Genomic DNA, 16,439 nt, shown 5'->3' on the forward strand with positions numbered 1-16,439 from the left:
AATCTCTCCGGCTTTTTCGTGTGGGTTAGAGAGACAGACACATGGTGTGGGAAAGCTTCTCAAACCCGATATGCTCATAGAAACCAACCGCATTCTGATTGAATGACATCACTTCCAAGCGGACTTCCACAGCGCCATTTTCTTCCGCCCACTTTTTGCAGGCATCGATAAGTGCACGGCCAATACCTTTGGTTTGAATACTCTGGTCAACCACAATGGTATTTAGGCGGCAAATGAGTGTGTTGGTGAGAAATGGAACGGTCTCATTTTTGTCCAGCCTTGCCATGGTATATCCGACGATCTGGCCTTTTAAATCAGCTACGGCAAACCACCAGGCATCATCTTGGATTTTGGAAAGCAGAAAACGTTTGTCTTTTTGTGATGGAGGGTTAAATGCATTCGGTGCGTTATCGAAGTGTGTTTGGGCAATCTGTTTATAGATACCGAATATCTCATCGATATCGGATGGGGTGGCTTGTCGTATTACCAAGTTTAATTTCCTTTCGTTTCCACGCGTTCCATCAGAAAGTTAGTGATAACAGCGCTCCGAATGTTTACCTGCTGTTCTTTCACCACATTAAAACCCATACGCTCGAAAAACGGGCGTGCGGTGATACTGACATGAGCGTGATAGAGATTGAGCCCGGACTGACTTCCTTCGCTAAATAGGGCCTGCATCAGAGCTTTGCCCACCCCTTTCCCTTGAAATGCCATGTCACAAAAGAAGTGATCAATAAGCCCGTCATGTTGAATATCGGCGTAACCGGCAATTTTCCCTTTAACTTCTGCAACAAAGGGATTGAGGTCTTCAATCTTATTGGCCCAGATCTCTGCATTGAACCCGGTCGGCGCCCAAGCCTCAACTTGTGCTTGTGAATAGTCCTTGATGTTGACGTTGCGGACAGTGTTAAAGAATAGTGACCAAAGCAATGGTGCATCGCCTTTGCGATAACGGCGAATTTTAATCATGATGATGCTTTTCTGTGGCTGTTTTTTTGAAGTAAACAAGACTAAGTAAGATGAAAAACGCGATAAATACACCGGAGTCGATGAGCAGTTTTCCAAGATGAAAGCCTTCGTTGAAGATGTCGTATTGAAAGCCGAATCGGCTTAAGACCCATTCAGCGAAAAGGTTTGATGCAACGCCGATAATGATAAACCACCAAACGGGAAGGCGACCAATATTCATATAATTCCTTGTAAGTTTCGAGTGGATTGAAAAGGTTATCGCTTAAAAAATGGAAAGGGCAGATTTCTCTGCCCTTTTGTGTAGATAGTATCATTGGGCGGTTAGGCGTAAGAAGCGGTGAGCGTCATCCAATTGCGTTTCTGCTTTTGAAAATCAGATTTCAGAATCTGTAACTGCTGCACCAGAATAGCTCGCTCGTATTTCTTCAAGAGGTTTCGTTTCTTGAGGTCGAGTAAGCGTTTTTTCGCTTCATAGTAATCACTCATGCGCGCCACCAGTGCTTCATATTCTTGCTCAACAATCTGTAATCGGTGCGTTGCATTTGGCGCAAGGCTTAGACGCGCTTGAATATTTTTCAGCATCATCCTCGCCTTTGCTTTTTCAATGCGATCCGGCGGTGTGATGCGGAGCTTTTTGGTCAGTCCCAGCCAACTGCTCGATTTGATGAGCCACTTGGTTGGATCAAATTGCCACCAGTGAATGCCATTGCGGTAATCGTTCTCAAAGATATGGTGGAAATTATGGTAGCCTTCACCGAAGGTCAGGAATGCCAGAATACCATTATCACGCGCTGTGTTTTTCTGGGTGTACGGTTGATTGCCCCAGATGTGTGCCAGCGAGTTGATAAAGAAAGTACAGTGATGATTGAGAACCAGACGGGTGAAACCAATCAGAATAATGGCACCCCAAAAATCGCCATGAATGAGACCGAAAGCGATGGGAATACCGAAGTTAGTAGCAATGACTAGCGGTAGGTAATACTTATGTTGCCACATCACTATTTTGTCTTTCTGCAGATCGCGGCAATTACTGTAGTCAGAATAGCGGTGTTTCTGGTATTCACGCAGCATCCAGCCGATGTGAGAGTACCAAAAGCCGCGGTTGGCAGAGTATGGGTCTACGTCATTGTCGTCAACGTGGCGGTGGTGTACGCGGTGATCAGAGGACCAGTGAAGAATACTGTTTTGGACAGCGTAGGCTCCGCCAAGAGCAAAAATGAATTTCAGAACAGGGTGGGCTTCATAGGTTTTGTGTGACCAAAGACGGTGGTAACCCGCTGTGATTGACATACCGCTAAATGTGAAAGCGACAAGCAACATCGCGATTTGTGCCCAGTCAAATCCATGATAGTAAGCCCAAATTGGCGTACCAATTATCGCCACCGCAAAAGTAGCGACAAACACCGAGACATTCAGCCAAATGATCGGCGGTTTATTTGTGTTAGTTGATTCCATGTTAAATACCGCAAAATTCCAGCGTACACATGTACGCTAGAATAGTGACTGGTATCTAGGGGGTCAAGATAGCTGTTAACAATTTGTCTCAATTTCGCCGTCTAATTTGGTGACTCGCTCGAAAGTAATAAAAAAGGGTGAAACGCCATGAAAGCATTTCACCCGCAATGTGAACTAATGATATGAAAAGGGACTACAGAATAATAATACTACCGTTCTGGTAGGTTAATCCGCCCTGGATATCATCACTGATAAGGAATGCACCGTCCAAATCAACCAATACCGCGTTCGCAGCTATAGGCAGAGCTGCACGCATGGCGACCGAACTTCCAAGCATACAGCCAACCATGACTTGCATCCCATTTGTGCGTGCTGCTTGTTCTAATTCAAATGCTGCCGTTAAACCGCCGGTTTTGTCTAATTTAATGTTCACCATCTGGTATTTACCTGCCAAACCGTCAACATCATCTGCGGTATGACAGCTTTCATCTGCGCAAAATGGAATTGAGCTTGAAACCTCGCGCAAGACATCGTCTCCAGCCGCAGGCAAGGGTTGTTCAACCATGGCGATATTAAGCGGTGCTATTTGTTTAATCGTCGCCTCTATATCTAAATTTCTCCAGGCTTCATTGGCATCGACGATCAATGTGCTGTCCGGTGCCGCCGCGCGCACTGCAGATAAGCGCTCATAAACATCATCGCCATTGAGCTTTACCTTGATCAGCTTAGCGCCTTGTTCAACGTAATCTTTCGCCTCTTCAGCCATTTTTTGTGGTGTCGCTATTGAAACGGTCATCGCTGTTTGGATGTGATCCGGCAAAGAAAAATCATAGGGAAAGTTATCGGCTTCTAGATCCCACAATGCGCAATCAAGCGCGTTGCGAGCTGCGCCCGCTGGCAAGAGCACCTTCAACTGTGAGCGGTCGAAAACTTTTTCTTTTACCGAATCAATCTGTGCCAATACACTCTCAAAGGTTTCTCCATAACGGCCAGTTGGAGAGCACTCCCCAATTCCTTCCTTCCCGTCTTTCTTTATGGCGACTTGAATCACCTCCGCATGAGTTCGGCTACCACGGGAAATCGTAAAGGGGCGCTTTAAGGTATAAGTGACTATCTGTGCGTTGATTTGCATCTTAATCCCCGAAACTGCTGACCAGATGATCGACGATGTTTTCGACACCGAATCGGACTGGGTCTGTAGCAGGCAGTCCATGCTTTTCCTCCATCTCTTTAAGATATATCTTGGCTTCATCTTCAGTTAGTACCGAGGTATTGATTGCCATTCCGACAAAGCGAGGGTTCGGATTAGTGAGTTTTGCCAATCTTAAAGTAAGCTCCATGATGTCCTCCACTTTTGGCATAGGCATATATGGCATATGGCGTGTGTGTGGGCGATTCGCTTCATGGCAAATTACCAACGCATCCGGCTGTGAACCGTGCAAAAGACCCATTGTCACGCCCGAAAATGCGGGGTTGAGCAGGGAGCCTTGACCCTCAATCAGTTGCCACTCATCGGCATCGCATTCTGGCGACAAGGCTTCTGTTGCACCTGCGATAAAGTCTGAGATCACCGCATCTACTGCGATACCTTTGCCTTCCACCAAGATGCCTGTTTGCCCTGTCGCACAGAAGGTTGCTTTAATGTCGCGCGCTTTCATCGCTTTTTCGAGCGCCAAGGTGGTGAACATTTTGCCGACGGAACAGTCAGTGCCGATAGTAAGCAGACGTCGGCCAGAACGTTTTTTACCGCTACCCACATCCAGCTTTTTGACGTAGTAACGGAGGTCGTAAAGTTGAACGCCCGCCTTTTCCGCTGCAATAGCAATAGCTGGTACGTCTGCAAGACGCTGATGCAAGCCTGATGCGACATGCATGCCTAGTTCAATCGCTTCAATAATCATCGGAATCCACTGTTCTGCAAGGACACCGCCTGCATTTGCGGTACCCAGTACAAAGGTTTTCGCACCTTGCCTGTATGCAGTTTTGGCGTCCATTTCAGGAAGGCCGAGTGAAGGCACGCCATCATTCAAACGCAATTGTCCCAAACATTTCTCTGATCGCCAGTAATGAATACCGCGTGCGGTTTTGATAGCGAGTGGGTCGTGACTTTCGCCAAGCATAAGCAGGTAAGGGGCGGGTATGTTCATCATTTTCCTTTTATCTCGCACGCCTTAGCGTGCTGCATAATGTCCTAAAGTGATGTTTTCACTATAGGAGTGTCAGGCATTGTAGAAAAATGCCGTTTGTGACTTGCCCATACCGTTTCGTTATAGAAAAGACATATATATGAGATATATATCAATTTATGACTTCCTGGTAGTACTACAATTCCTATGAGGCTACAGATTAGGTAAGGGAACTTGACTTGAATCTCGAAAGTAAATGGTTGGAAGATTTTCTGGTATTGGCAGAAACGAGGAACTTTTCCACTGCTGCAGGGCTGCGAAATATTACTCAGCCTGCTTTTTCGCGCCGTATTCGCATGCTGGAACAATCCGTTGGCGCAGAGTTGGTTGATCGCACTCAAACCCCTGTTGCTTTAACAGCCAGTGGTCGAATTTTCCGAGTCACCGCCAGAACATTGGTGCATCAGATGGAAGAGGGGATTAGTCAGATTTCGGCACTCAATTATTCCGATGGCAGCTTGGTTCGTATTGCTTCTGCTCATTCATTGGCTCTTGATATGACATTAGCTATTCAGCAGGCTTTCACACCAGAAACTTTGCCGATGTTGAGTGTCGATGCGATGAACGTGGATGAAGCCGTAGACGCGCTCCAGCAAGGCGAGTGTGATTTGTTAATGGCATTTGAGAACGAACACCTGAAATTACCACCGTTTGATTACATTCAGGTAGGTCATGCTGATTTACTGCCAGTCACAGCGCCTAACGAAAAAGGTTTGCCAAAGTTTTCGCTCGAATCTAAAAAGGTGACACCATGGCTAGCCTATAACCCGACATCTTACATGGGAAGACAAACCGACTCCCTTCGTGCTGAATTGAATCTAACAACCGTGTTTCTCTCTTCCATGGTCGACATGCTGAAACTTCAAGCATTGAAAGGTCAGGGTGTTGCCTGGCTACCGGACTTTTCGATTCGAGATGAAATCGGGGATGGTCGCTTGATAGTGATGGGAGATAAGAAGTATGTCCGTCAAGTGGCCTACTATGCGTATCGCTATCAATCCCGATTGCATCCATCGGGAGAAAAAGTGTGGTCGGCGCTGAAAAAAATTGCTACCGGTAACTCTCTCAACTAAATAGTGAAATTCAAGAAACGGTGGTTTGGCTGGAAAGATCTTGTCCGGTTGCTGCTATATTTTTCTAACACGCTGCCGATAACTAGAACAACTAACTAAACCTAAACAGCCTGCCTTCAAGATAAAGCTAGTGGCATTGAGAACAGATAGCCTATGTGCTGTTTGGGGGGACGACTTCTCTGTTGACTGGGGTTGAAGCAGAGATTCATTGACGCTGGGAGTGACATGCCGTTGAAAGAACCTATCCCGAATTTCGTCAAAGCCATGGGGCATCGCGTTGTCAGTTATATTTTGAACGTTTCCGAAGCGGAAGCGAGACTGGTGATGCAAGATCAGGCTCGTCTGAACGCGAAGCAAAAAGATACCTTATCTTCATACATCCAACTGTGCCGACAAATGCGCGCGGTGGCGGTATCACAAGGCGACATTGAACAGTCCTTCTTCCATCGTTTGCCTCTTGTGCTGCAAAATGGTCAACATATGTTTACCGTCTGGCGTCACCAAAACGGTGGCACGACGCCAGTTGTGAATGCGGCTGATCCTCTTGCTCGTAGCTTAGCCAACGTTGCAGCGGAACTCTATCCGTTGTTTCTGGTTAAAGCAGGGGCTCGTCCTCATTTATTCTATCGTGCGTCTGGGCATCTAAGTGCAGCAATCATGCATTTGCCGAGTCAAAAATCTTTGTATCGACACTTTATCGAAGATCATTCTTTTGAACGGGTCTTCGAGACAATTGGTAATGAACCAAGTGAAACCTTTGGTCACTATGCCGATTCCAAAGGCAAACGTGGGGTGATCACACTTTCATCACTACCCGCTGCGCTTTTGATTAACAGCTACGACCTGATGCGTATACGTGGACCAATCTCGGTAGATATCTTCGTCGAAACTGTTCTAGAGATGCTTGAAATTGCGCGTAGTGTCGCTGATGGAGAAGTCGCGCAGATCCCTTTGTTTGTGGGTTTTCGAAATGCAGCCCTGACTGATTTTGATGCCTTGGATACCAAATGGGGAACCATTCGCCGCTATACGCCAGCTATCGCAGAGTATGTTCTTCAACTGCCAAGCCAAATGGCAAAACGCAAAGACAGCGGCTTTATGTTGGAATCCGGTTTTGCTTATGCGATCAACGTCGGTGATTTGTTGGAAGACGATGAATGGCCGGAAGATGTGATGGAAGCTGAAAGCGATAAAGTGGCTACGGAGCTCAATATTACGCTCTGTATGGCGATGTGTTTCCTAGAGCAGACACCACCATTTGTCGCACCAGAATGGGCATGGCATATCGATCCGTTTTCTTTGGAAGGGGCGAAGCAGATTGTCGATACGGTAAAAGAGGCGAACGAACCGGTTTCAGTGACCAACAGTGTACTAGATGACCTAGAAAGCTGGAGTCTGCTTCTTGAGGATACTGACTCAACGGGTATTCGACTTGCGTTCGGCAGGTTATTCAGTGCGGCCCGACAGCCGGAACGGTTGGATGGATTGTTAGATGCGATTCTTGCTCTGCGAAATATTTTTGGGGCGGGAGCCCAAGCTGAGAATGTTGCACAGGCGGTCAGCGTGTTGATTCAAGGTGATGCTCAGGAGGCCGTTGAAGTTGCTCAAATGCTGACCCAGGACTGGAACTTGATACTTTCTGGCGAAGCTTGGTGGGATGCAGAGGAAATCCGTGAGAAAACAAATGACTGTATTTCGCTGTGTCTAACCTGCCTTCATCACTTGTACCTTAAGTTCCCGACGCTGGTGAGCGAACCGGACCGACTCAACCAGATCATTACTGCAAACAGAGAAAGCATTGCTAGTTAGTTCACGAATAGACAAGTGAAGCATTTCTCTTACTGAACAGTTTGTTGGAGCAATCAAACGCCGATTCTGTACAATACGGAATCGGCGTTTACATATAAGAAAGGAGTCAGCGTGAGCACAAAAGTCAGCCAGATAAATGTATTTCCCGTTAAATCGGCAGGAGGCATCTCGCTCTCTAATGCTTGGGTTGAAAAAATTGGCCTGAGTTTCGATCGCCGCTTTATGGTGACGGATAGCACGGGGAAAATGGTCACCGGACGCACCGAGCCAAAGCTGACTGAAGTGTCAGTCGCTATTCAGTCCAATGGTATTACGCTTACCCATTCCACCATGTCTCCTTTGGTGTTGAAGTACTCTCAATTCTCCATGAGTGAAGTGCAAACGGGCGTCTGGAAAGACGAGTTCGCGGGTTACTCCACCACATCCACCGCCAATGCCTGGTTCAGTCACCTGTTAGGTGGAAATAAGCAATTGCTGTTTACGGGCGAAGAATCGTCGCCGCGTTACTCCCAAAGTGCGCAAACCCAGGTGAGTTTTGCTGATGGTTATCCGCTTTTGGTGATTTCAGAAGCCTCTCTCGAAGCATTGAACGAGCGCTCGCCAGATAAACACATCATGGATCAGTTCCGAACCAACATTGTCGCAACCGGTTGTAAAGCGTTTGAAGAAGACCGCTGGGAGAAAATCCGTATTGGTGGTGTGACGTTTCAAGTTGACCGTCCTTGCAGTCGTTGTGTGTTCACCACGCTGGATCTGGAAAGCGGTCGATTCCGTGCGAACGGCGAACCTATCACCACATTGAGCCAGTTCCGCACCGACAAAGACGGCAACGTGAATTTCGGCATGAATTTGGTTGCGCTGAATGAAGGTTTGATTTCTGCAGACGATGAGATCAAAGTCCTCGAGTACCGTGAGCCAGAAGTCTACGAAGACAACACTACGCCAAAGCTAAATCTCAAATGCAGCGAAGTTGAAGAGGTTGCACGAGATTTTAAAACCTTCTGGTTTACTAGCCAGCAAGGCACGTTACCAAGTTACAAAGCCGGTCAGCATCTTCCTATTGAATTGGATATTGATGGCGAACGCATCCAGCGTCGTTATACGCTGTCTTCCTCGCCAACTCGTCCCGAAACGCTATCGATTTCCGTTAAACGTGTCGATAGTGGTCTGGTGTCAAACTGGCTTCACGACAATCTAAAAGTCGGCGACAAAATCAAAGCACAGCAACCGGACGGTCAGTTCCACCTAAGTGATGATTCAGGCAAGCGTCAGATATTGCTCTTTCTTTCTGGTGGTAGCGGAGTCACACCCATGATGTCGATGCTTCGTGCGCTGGCAGATAACAACGAAATCAATGATGTGATTTTCCTGCATCAATGCAGTACAGAAGCAGATATTCCCTTCGCGGATGAACTGAAATCATTGGAAGATGCGCACGCGGGTCTAAAAGTCATGACCATACTCAGTCAGCCTGCAGCGGATTGGCAGGGAATGTTTGGCCGCTTGAGCCAGGAGCATCTCGCATTAGTGCCTAAACTCACTCAACGTGAAGTCTTTGTTTGTGGTCCTGAAGGGTTTATGGAGTCCGCCATGAATCTACTTGGAGCCTTGGGTGTGCCCGAAAGCAAACGCCACCAGGAGTTCTTCACACCACCAACAGTGGGCAATGACGCGCCAGCGATGGAAGTGAACATAAACATTGAAGGTGAGTTCATCCGCGGTGAAAACCAGCGTCCGATTTTGGTTCAGGCAGAAGAGGCAGGTGTCTATGTCGATTACAGCTGCCGCGCAGGCGTTTGTGGATGCTGCAAGCTTCGCTTGGTCGAAGGTGAAGTAGAACAACCAGATATGCCGGCTCTGTTCCCGGGTGAGAAAGAAGACGGTCTTGTGCTCGCATGTTGTTGTATTCCAAAAGGTGACGTCACTTTGGTCAAACCTTAAGCAGATAGCGGAAAACTAAAGATTTTTTCCATCAGCTAACATTAATAACTGCCACCATAGGCTATCATGGTGGCACTTATTTTTTTGGGATTAGCCAGTGACGGCTGCAAGGAACAAACAATGACAAGCACAAATAAAAAAGGTGCATTGCTGTTTGCGGTTGGTTTGCTTTTAGGTGGCTTAGTGGCCTGGAATCACTGGTCTTCCGTTGAAATCGGCATCAGTGCAGAATTGAATGGTGTGAAAACAGCGTTGTCCGAGTCACAACTCGCGCTGGAAAATGCGCAGGAAAAATTGGCTCAGTTGAACAGCCAAGTTGAAGAAGCGGTTGAGCGCACTCAATCGCTGACCCAGCAAATTGAAGATAAAGATACCGTAATTGTTGCGCTTAAAGCGACGTTGGGACAAAAGTCCAAAGCGTATATAGGTAAAACCGATGCGTTGGAAAAGGAAATGGAAGCCCAGTCAGTGGCGATAGCACAACTGAAAAAGCGGGTGACAGATACAGATGCTTTGTACGAAGAACGCTATAAATTGACTAAAACCTTGGGCGATCTGAACGAGGAGATACTGAAGGGCGCACATAAACTTGAGCTTAGTCAAAAAGCATGTTCGGAGTATAAGAAAGGCAATTCTTGGAACAAGGTGTCCCAAAATGATTGCGACAACTTCAATTCTCAGAAAGCAGAGAACAACGCAATGATCCAGCAATTTGACCATATGAGCTCAGATCTCGACAAAGTGAAAAGGGAACTTGCAGCCTTTGGCAATGTGCCGCTTCCTGACTATCCATAATCCGGATTGGGAGAGCCGAAACGCGACCAATTTATCTCCCTATCGCATTAAATTACTCCCTCTGAGACCAACAGGCCTGTTTAACAACTATGCTTATGGGAGTAAGGTCATATTTCTTTGAAAATTGCGTTATATTTCGCAGCCTTGCTTATGGCAAAAATACTAATCAATAGAATACGCAGCCGAATTTAGGGGTGGAGATTTTGACAACCCGAGTATTAATTACCGATGACTCTGCACTGGCAAGGAAGCAACTGGCGCGGTCGCTACCGGAATTTGTTAATGCAGAAATTACGTTCGCGGAAAACGGCAAAGTGGCCATTGAACAGCTACAGTCTTCCAGTTTTGATGTGATGTTTCTGGACTTAACCATGCCGGAAATGGATGGCTACGAAACACTGGAAGTGATGCGATCCAATAGCATCAATGTTCCCGTCTTTGTTGTATCAGGCGATATCCAACCGAAAGCACAAGATAGGGTGATTTCTCTGGGCGCAAAGGCTTTTGTAAAAAAGCCTGTTAGTCAGGAGAAACTCGTCGAGCTTCTAGAGCCATTCAAAAGCAGCGAACCTTCTGCACCACATAAACCCACTGAATTGTCAGAGGATATGAAAGTTGGTCGCCGGGAAATATATATGGAAGTGGTTAACTTGGCGATGGGGCAGGCAGCAGATTCGCTTGCGCGGTACTTTGACGTGTTTGTTCATATGCCTTTGCCTCAGGTCAATGTGCTTGAGGTAAGTGAACTGACAATGACGATCAAACATCTCGCCAACAATGATAGTATGAATGGCATTTGTCAGGGTTTCAGCGGAGAAGGTCTCGCGGGAGAGGCTCTGATGTTGATTTCAGACTCTTCGATGAAAGACCTATTGGATATTCTGGATTATCCGGATGATGGCAGCGTCAATAATAATCTCGAAGTGCTGGTCGATGTCGGTAACGTGCTGATTAGTGCTTTCCTGAGGGGGGTCGGTGAGCAAGCAGGTCTGGTGTTCGCGCAAAGCTATCCTGTTATTATTGGTCAACACCAGTCGGTTGAAAAGCTTGCGGAAACAATGCGTAGCAAGTGGAAACGCACAGTGACGATTGAAGTGAGTTATGCCATTGATGGCACCAACATCAAGTGTGATTTGCTGCTGCTGTTAGTCGACGAATCCTTGCCACTTTTGGATGCAAAACTGGCTTACTTAATGGATGACGAGGAGTAACCATGATTGACTCACCAGAATTTGAACAATTCAACTGGATGGTCGATATGGTTCAGAATATCGACATGGGTTTGATTGTCGTCGACCGCGATTTTAATATCCATATGTGGAATGGCTTTATGGTGCACCACACAGGCAAACATCCAAACAAGGTTAAAGGGCAATCATTGTTCGATGTGTTTCCAGAGGTTCCTGAAAGTTGGTTCCGTGCCAAATGCCGCCCGGTATTTGAATTGAAATGCCGAAGCTTTGTTGTTTGGAAACAACGTCCTTATCTATTCTATTGCCGAAATGTTCGTCCGATCACTGGACAGGCTAGCTTCATGTATCAGAATGTAACCTTGAACCCTATGGTGAATATGCGCGGTGAAGCGCAGCACATGTTTATCTCAGTAGCTGATGTAACGGGCGAAGCTCTAGCTTCTGAATAACAGCCGTTAGAACGAAAAAATGCCAGCGTTGTCGCTGGCATTTTTGTTGGTGAGATTTTACTAACCAAACAGGTTCGGGCTACCACAGTTTGGTGCTTTGCGGGTTTGAGAGGGTAATTCGCTGATGGCTGCTTGTAAGTCAGCAATTCGGGTGTCGTGTGACGGGTGAGTGGAAAGGATCTCCGGCGGCGCACCACCCGAAGCCTTCGACATATTGCGCCATAAGGAAACACTTTGGTTAGGATCGAAGCCTGCTTCGTTCATCAGTCTTACGCCAATCAAATCTGATTCAGATTCGTGAGTACGGCTGAACGGCAACAAAACCCCCACGTTCACACCAACACCCAAGCCTGCCAAGATGAGATCAGCATCAGCAGTTCCGGAGGCGCCAAGTGCAATGCTGGTAATTTGAAGGGCACTGTTGGCAGCCAGTGAGCTGGAAACGCGTTCGCTACCATGGTTTGCCATCACATGGCCAATTTCGTGACCGATGACTGAAGCCAGTTGATCTTGCGTCTTTGCTACTTTAAGTAGCCCGGTATACACACCGATTTTACCGCCAGGCAAAGCGAAGGCGTTGACCTGATCGCTGTCGAAAACGACCACTTCCCATTTATCGAAATCGGGTTGCGGTGGAGTGACTTCTAAAATAGCGTCTGTAACGCACTGAACGTATTGGATGGTCTTTTTGTCTGTGCTGACTTTTTCATTCTTCTTCAGTTCAGAGAAAGACTGCGCACCTAGCGTTGCCATCTCCGCTCCCGAGACGAGAATAAACTGGCTACGGCCAGTTGGTGATGTTGTGCAACCAGCAATCAACGCACTCAACAGCGCAGCAGAAGCTGTATATTTGAACTTGTTGATCTTCATATAGATGCTCCTTAAGTCCTTAATACTACAAGCTATATCTTAAAGGATTCATAGGTCTGAGTTAAACAAGTAAGACTAATAGAAGACTTTAAATGTCACCGATTGCGACAAAAGCCAGTAGCGAAAGAAAGTGACAACAAAGATAATAGCAACACCCAAACAACCCAAAACTAAAAAATCATCGAAGGGAACTGTTTTGTCTATCTGGAAGAAACCTATTTCGCTTGAAGGCTTGAATGCCACTTCGAAAAATACCTTGGTTGAACATCTCGGTATTGTTTACACCGAATTCAGTGATGACAGCCTGACGGGCACCATGCCTGTAGACGCAAGAACACATCAGCCTTTAGGAATGCTGCATGGTGGCGCGTCAGTCGTGCTGGCCGAAACCCTTGGCTCGCTGGCCGCTAATATGGCTGTGGAAGAAAACAAGTACTGTGTCGGTCTGGATATTAACGCTAACCACATTCGTGCGATGCGTTCAGGCTCTGTGACCGGTACAGCCACAGCCATTCATATGGGGGCGACGACGCAGGTATGGCAGATTGAAATTACTGACGAGCGCGGCCGTTTAGTGTGTACCAGCCGCCTGACCATCGCAGTGCTTCAGCATAAAGGGAAATAGATATGGTCATTACTATTCCCTGTGGCCGTATTATCGCCACCATGCATGAAGTGATGGTGAAGCTTCAGGAAAACCAGATGACGCTTCAGGCGCAAACTGACGACATCAGCTTGCTGGGCGAACCATGTATGTTGATTGCTAATGGCGGCACTGTTAAATGGAGTTTGTCACTGGGCTCGGAAGAAAACCTGATTGCAGTGTCAGAAGCGACAGGGATCGCCATTAAACGTTAAACAAGAAGGAAAGAAAGATGAAAAGATTGGTCGCCGCAAGTTTAATGTTCTTGGCGGGAACCACCTGGGCTGGAAAGGCCGATGTGGTGAATGCAACCGCGACTAAAAGTGGTGAGTCTTACCGTTTTTCTGCCACAGTCGCACATGCAGACAAAGGCTGGGATCACTATGCGGATGCCTGGCGTGTTGTCACCGCAGAGGGCGAAGTGCTGGGAACGCGGGTGCTCCACCATCCCCATGTCAACGAGCAGCCCTTCACCCGTAGCCTTTCAGGTGTAATGATTCCGGATGATATTGCAGAAGTGAACGTCGAAGCGCATGACAGCCTGCATGGCTGGGGTGGAAAGCAGTTTAAAGTCACATTGAAGTAGTTTCGAAAAGCCCCCCTTCCTTATGGAAGAGGGTCCCTCAACTAGTATTCTGCTGTCACTTCATAGCTGGTGAACTTTCGAATATTAATTACACCGGTATCGAAGATCAGATACTGGCCTTTAATGCCTTTCAGTACGCCGGTAACCACAGGATCTTTATCGAAGTTCAACGACGTAATCTTGGTTGGGTATTCCGTCACCGGAAAACTGATATCAATGATGTCATTCTGAATCGGCTCAACGGCATCAAAACCGTATTGCAGGCGAAGACTGTAGATCTTGGCATCAATTTGGGGCAGTAGTCGTCGCGCATCTTCATGCAAATCCAACTCGACATTGTCGCCTTTCAGCATCGCGCGCCAGTTGGTTTTATCCGCCAGAAACTCCGCGATTGCAATTTCCACCAAGCCTGACAGGTGACGGCTTTTTACTTTGAGAATGGGCAGTGCCTGTGTAGCACCTTGGTCAATCCAACGTGTTGGGATCTGATTCGCACGCGTAATGCCGACTTTCAAACCTGATGTATTCGAAAGGTATACCACATGGTCTGTCATGCAGAATTGTTCAGCCCACTCAGGCTCACGGCAGGTACCTTCTGCGAAATGACAGGTTTCAGGCTTCAGGATACACATGTCGCACCGCGCCAGTCTTTTGGTGCAAGGGAAACAGTGACCCTGACTGAAGCTCTTGTTGGTTTTGTTGCCACAGGCATCGCAATAGATATTGCCTGTGTGAGTTAGTTTAAGAGACTTACCAATCAGTGAGTTGAGAGAAATGTCGGCGTCGCCGACAGGAAGGGAATAGTTGACGCCGTTGTCCAGCGTACTTTTCATTTTGCTCAGAGTGCCAGTAATCATTGTGTTTTATTGTTGTCCTTCACGTGCCGAGATTTTACAACGAATACTTGTGAAGAAAAACCGCGGCACAGGAAGAGATGACTGACAGAATGGGTTTTAGTTAGCCTTTACCAATCCGTCATTCAGGTCGTTATATAAAGAGACATTTAATACCAATATATTGTGGTCGATGTCCTCGCTGATTTCGTCAATCACGAACAGGTCAGCGTCTTTGTTTGTCAGATTGTTCTCGGCCAAATTGATGATGTTTTCATTGATATCGCCATGAATGATCACTTCTTCCACTTTTTCATAGTGCCCATAATCGAGCATGGTGGCAGGGACTAATTCCGGTGCAGCGAGGGTAGGTAGGGATACGAGCAGGGCAGCGGCAAGCGAAGGAGCCTTATAAACTTTCATAGTGATGTTCCATCTTTCTTTTTTTACCGTATTGTAAAGCGGTCATTGTGAGTTTTGTCAGTGATAGGTCAGAGCGACTTAAAAGCGCCGCAAAAAAAAGAGGGTATTGTCGTGAAGTTCGCGGAACTTACAAGTCGACAATCACAGGACAGTGATCTGAAAGGCGATATGTTGCGACTGCGTGGTAGGAGTATTGATATTGACGTGCTTTCGGCGTGGCGGATTTAGGCAATGCACCTGGGCTGGCAATGATGTGGTCAATCAGCTTGCGATAGACAACATGTTCCCAACGTTTGGTGCGATAGTTGTATTTTCGTGCCTTGCATTTGGCATCGGTGTACTTGGTGAGCCTCACCATATTCTCTTCGCCGACCTCCTTGCCAAGCTGCTTCCAGACCCACTCACTATTTTCGTTCATGTAGTGGTTGAAATCCCCGGCCACGACGAATTCCTGGCCAAGTTTGAGCCGGGCATTAATCCAAATACCGAGAGCTTCTATTTGCCTGTCGAGTTTCTTACAGCTGTTATTGCGGCGAACAGGGGTTTCGAAACAGCCCGATTTGAGGTGAATAGAAAGCATATGTAACGAAGGTTGGTTCTCGCGGACGACCTCAATGTAAGCACCGTAACGTAAATCGCCTCTCGAAAGAAAAGTTGGCAGTCCAAGGGGCTGGTAATCTGGATGGTCGAACACCTTGATACCTTTCTTCACCGCCCAGCCTGTAAACTGCTGGCTGGCACGACTTTTCTTGAAGTACTTAGCGCGATCTGAGAAATAAAAATTGTAGTCATCAGCGTTTAACACGTTCTCAAGAGAGGCTTCGCTATCGACTTCCTGAAAGGCAACTAGGTCAGCATCAATAATGGAAGATATTGTCTCCATCATTAAATAGTCTTCTGCGGTTCGCTTACTCTGAATTATGTCATTCTTATCGCTTAACCATTCCATATTCCAGGTCGCTATGGACAGCGTTGCACAGGCGCTGGATACCTTGAACAAAAAAAGCAAAGACACAATAACACCGAGCCATGAACATATCGTTCGCTCGAATAAAATAGGGTGTGCTGAAGCCTTTACTGAGTTCATTAAGTGATTGTGCTTAAATAGGAGCGCTGTGAGTTAGAAAATACAAGGTCATCAAGCGCATAGTAGTGCATACGGTATCGTACGGTTTTTACGACATAAAGAAATTGGGGGGCCTGTAGCAAAATTT

Annotated in this window: 19 protein-coding genes; 9 read left to right on the top strand and 10 right to left on the bottom strand. The window is 46.9% G+C overall.

Annotated elements, in window-relative coordinates; translation table 11 throughout:
* Positions 1 to 25: 25 nt before the first annotated feature.
* The 6 genes from VP504_RS23230 to dgcN form a co-directional block, all read right to left on the bottom strand.
* Positions 26 to 490, bottom strand: a complete 465-nt coding sequence (locus VP504_RS23230) for a GNAT family N-acetyltransferase (RefSeq protein ID WP_325894413.1) — start codon at positions 488 to 490, stop codon at positions 26 to 28.
* Between the two features lie 2 nt (positions 491 to 492).
* A complete protein-coding gene (locus tag VP504_RS23235; RefSeq protein ID WP_325894414.1) occupies positions 493 to 969 on the bottom strand; it encodes a GNAT family N-acetyltransferase in 477 nt (158 codons plus the stop codon).
* Entirely contained in the window at positions 962 to 1,189 is a 228-nt protein-coding gene (locus VP504_RS23240) for a hypothetical protein (protein ID WP_062713050.1), read from the bottom strand. The genes VP504_RS23235 and VP504_RS23240 overlap by 8 nt, the downstream gene beginning before the upstream one ends.
* 101 nt (positions 1,190 to 1,290) lie before the next feature.
* The gene (locus tag VP504_RS23245) at positions 1,291 to 2,424 is read right to left on the bottom strand and encodes a fatty acid desaturase (RefSeq protein ID WP_062713048.1); all 1,134 of its coding nucleotides are present in this window, start codon (positions 2,422 to 2,424) and stop codon (positions 1,291 to 1,293) included.
* Between the two features lie 193 nt (positions 2,425 to 2,617).
* Positions 2,618 to 3,556 carry an N-acetyl-D-Glu racemase DgcA gene (dgcA, locus tag VP504_RS23250; RefSeq protein WP_325895430.1) on the bottom strand — a complete coding sequence of 313 codons (939 nt, stop codon included), beginning with the start codon at positions 3,554 to 3,556 and terminating at the stop codon, positions 2,618 to 2,620.
* A gap of 1 nt (position 3,557) precedes the next feature.
* On the bottom strand, positions 3,558 to 4,571 hold the full coding sequence (gene dgcN, locus VP504_RS23255) for an N-acetyltransferase DgcN (RefSeq protein ID WP_325895431.1): 1,014 nt from the start codon (positions 4,569 to 4,571) through the stop codon (positions 3,558 to 3,560).
* 218 nt (positions 4,572 to 4,789) lie between these two features.
* Between dgcN and VP504_RS23260 the strand changes: the two genes are divergently transcribed.
* The 6 genes from VP504_RS23260 to VP504_RS23285 all read left to right on the top strand — a co-directional run bounded on the left by VP504_RS23260 (position 4,790) and on the right by VP504_RS23285 (position 11,870).
* The gene (locus VP504_RS23260; RefSeq protein WP_325894415.1) at positions 4,790 to 5,683 is read left to right on the top strand and encodes a LysR family transcriptional regulator; all 894 of its coding nucleotides are present in this window, start codon (positions 4,790 to 4,792) and stop codon (positions 5,681 to 5,683) included.
* Positions 5,684 to 5,908: 225 nt separating this feature from the next.
* Positions 5,909 to 7,492 carry a hypothetical protein gene (locus tag VP504_RS23265; RefSeq protein WP_325894416.1) on the top strand — a complete coding sequence of 528 codons (1,584 nt, stop codon included), beginning with the start codon at positions 5,909 to 5,911 and terminating at the stop codon, positions 7,490 to 7,492.
* A gap of 111 nt (positions 7,493 to 7,603) precedes the next feature.
* Positions 7,604 to 9,433, top strand: coding sequence for a hybrid-cluster NAD(P)-dependent oxidoreductase (locus VP504_RS23270; RefSeq protein ID WP_325894417.1), 1,830 nt, complete (start codon positions 7,604 to 7,606; stop codon positions 9,431 to 9,433).
* A gap of 120 nt (positions 9,434 to 9,553) precedes the next feature.
* A complete protein-coding gene (locus tag VP504_RS23275) occupies positions 9,554 to 10,228 on the top strand; it encodes a hypothetical protein (protein WP_325894418.1) in 675 nt (224 codons plus the stop codon).
* A 203-nt stretch (positions 10,229 to 10,431) separates the two neighbouring features.
* On the top strand, positions 10,432 to 11,439 hold the full coding sequence (locus VP504_RS23280) for a response regulator (protein ID WP_325894419.1): 1,008 nt from the start codon (positions 10,432 to 10,434) through the stop codon (positions 11,437 to 11,439).
* 2 nt (positions 11,440 to 11,441) lie between these two features.
* The gene (locus tag VP504_RS23285) at positions 11,442 to 11,870 is read left to right on the top strand and encodes a PAS domain-containing protein (RefSeq protein WP_325894420.1); all 429 of its coding nucleotides are present in this window, start codon (positions 11,442 to 11,444) and stop codon (positions 11,868 to 11,870) included.
* Between the two features lie 60 nt (positions 11,871 to 11,930).
* On the opposite strand, the gene VP504_RS23290 is transcribed toward VP504_RS23285, so the two are convergent.
* Complete coding sequence (locus VP504_RS23290; RefSeq protein ID WP_325894421.1) at positions 11,931 to 12,740, bottom strand: M48 family metallopeptidase; 810 nt, start codon at positions 12,738 to 12,740, stop codon at positions 11,931 to 11,933.
* A gap of 196 nt (positions 12,741 to 12,936) precedes the next feature.
* Between VP504_RS23290 and VP504_RS23295 the strand changes: the two genes are divergently transcribed.
* Genes VP504_RS23295 through VP504_RS23305 form a run of 3 tightly spaced genes read left to right on the top strand, consistent with a single transcriptional unit; the run spans position 12,937 to position 13,969 of the window.
* Complete coding sequence (locus tag VP504_RS23295) at positions 12,937 to 13,365, top strand: hotdog fold thioesterase (RefSeq protein ID WP_325894422.1); 429 nt, start codon at positions 12,937 to 12,939, stop codon at positions 13,363 to 13,365.
* Between the two features lie 2 nt (positions 13,366 to 13,367).
* Entirely contained in the window at positions 13,368 to 13,598 is a 231-nt protein-coding gene (locus VP504_RS23300) for a DUF3389 family protein (RefSeq protein ID WP_325894423.1), read from the top strand.
* Positions 13,599 to 13,615: 17 nt separating this feature from the next.
* Positions 13,616 to 13,969, top strand: coding sequence for a hypothetical protein (locus tag VP504_RS23305; protein ID WP_325894424.1), 354 nt, complete (start codon positions 13,616 to 13,618; stop codon positions 13,967 to 13,969).
* 41 nt (positions 13,970 to 14,010) lie between these two features.
* On the opposite strand, the gene VP504_RS23310 is transcribed toward VP504_RS23305, so the two are convergent.
* The 3 genes from VP504_RS23310 to VP504_RS23320 all read right to left on the bottom strand — a co-directional run bounded on the left by VP504_RS23310 (position 14,011) and on the right by VP504_RS23320 (position 16,174).
* Entirely contained in the window at positions 14,011 to 14,826 is an 816-nt protein-coding gene (locus tag VP504_RS23310; RefSeq protein WP_325894425.1) for a DUF2797 domain-containing protein, read from the bottom strand.
* Between the two features lie 96 nt (positions 14,827 to 14,922).
* On the bottom strand, positions 14,923 to 15,225 hold the full coding sequence (locus VP504_RS23315) for a hypothetical protein (RefSeq protein WP_325894426.1): 303 nt from the start codon (positions 15,223 to 15,225) through the stop codon (positions 14,923 to 14,925).
* 127 nt (positions 15,226 to 15,352) lie between these two features.
* Complete coding sequence (locus tag VP504_RS23320) at positions 15,353 to 16,174, bottom strand: endonuclease/exonuclease/phosphatase family protein (protein ID WP_325894427.1); 822 nt, start codon at positions 16,172 to 16,174, stop codon at positions 15,353 to 15,355.
* Positions 16,175 to 16,439 lie beyond the last annotated feature (265 nt).

The sequence above is a fragment of the Grimontia sp. NTOU-MAR1 genome, from assembly GCF_035758505.1.
Taxonomy (GTDB): Bacteria; Pseudomonadota; Gammaproteobacteria; order Enterobacterales; family Vibrionaceae; genus Enterovibrio; species Enterovibrio marinus.

Coding starts and splice junctions, on each gene's coding strand:
- VP504_RS23245 (WP_062713048.1), bottom strand. CDS start 2,424: ATGGAATCAACTAACACAAATAAACCGCCGATCATTTGGCTGAATGTC.
- VP504_RS23275 (WP_325894418.1), top strand. CDS start 9,554: ATGACAAGCACAAATAAAAAAGGTGCATTGCTGTTTGCGGTTGGTTTG.
- VP504_RS23235 (WP_325894414.1), bottom strand. CDS start 969: ATGATTAAAATTCGCCGTTATCGCAAAGGCGATGCACCATTGCTTTGG.
- VP504_RS23315 (WP_325894426.1), bottom strand. CDS start 15,225: ATGAAAGTTTATAAGGCTCCTTCGCTTGCCGCTGCCCTGCTCGTATCC.
- VP504_RS23290 (WP_325894421.1), bottom strand. CDS start 12,740: ATGAAGATCAACAAGTTCAAATATACAGCTTCTGCTGCGCTGTTGAGT.
- VP504_RS23300 (WP_325894423.1), top strand. CDS start 13,368: ATGGTCATTACTATTCCCTGTGGCCGTATTATCGCCACCATGCATGAA.
- VP504_RS23310 (WP_325894425.1), bottom strand. CDS start 14,826: ATGATTACTGGCACTCTGAGCAAAATGAAAAGTACGCTGGACAACGGC.
- VP504_RS23265 (WP_325894416.1), top strand. CDS start 5,909: ATGCCGTTGAAAGAACCTATCCCGAATTTCGTCAAAGCCATGGGGCAT.
- dgcA (WP_325895430.1), bottom strand. CDS start 3,556: ATGCAAATCAACGCACAGATAGTCACTTATACCTTAAAGCGCCCCTTT.
- VP504_RS23240 (WP_062713050.1), bottom strand. CDS start 1,189: ATGAATATTGGTCGCCTTCCCGTTTGGTGGTTTATCATTATCGGCGTT.
- dgcN (WP_325895431.1), bottom strand. CDS start 4,571: ATGAACATACCCGCCCCTTACCTGCTTATGCTTGGCGAAAGTCACGAC.
- VP504_RS23305 (WP_325894424.1), top strand. CDS start 13,616: ATGAAAAGATTGGTCGCCGCAAGTTTAATGTTCTTGGCGGGAACCACC.
- VP504_RS23320 (WP_325894427.1), bottom strand. CDS start 16,174: ATGGAATGGTTAAGCGATAAGAATGACATAATTCAGAGTAAGCGAACC.
- VP504_RS23285 (WP_325894420.1), top strand. CDS start 11,442: ATGATTGACTCACCAGAATTTGAACAATTCAACTGGATGGTCGATATG.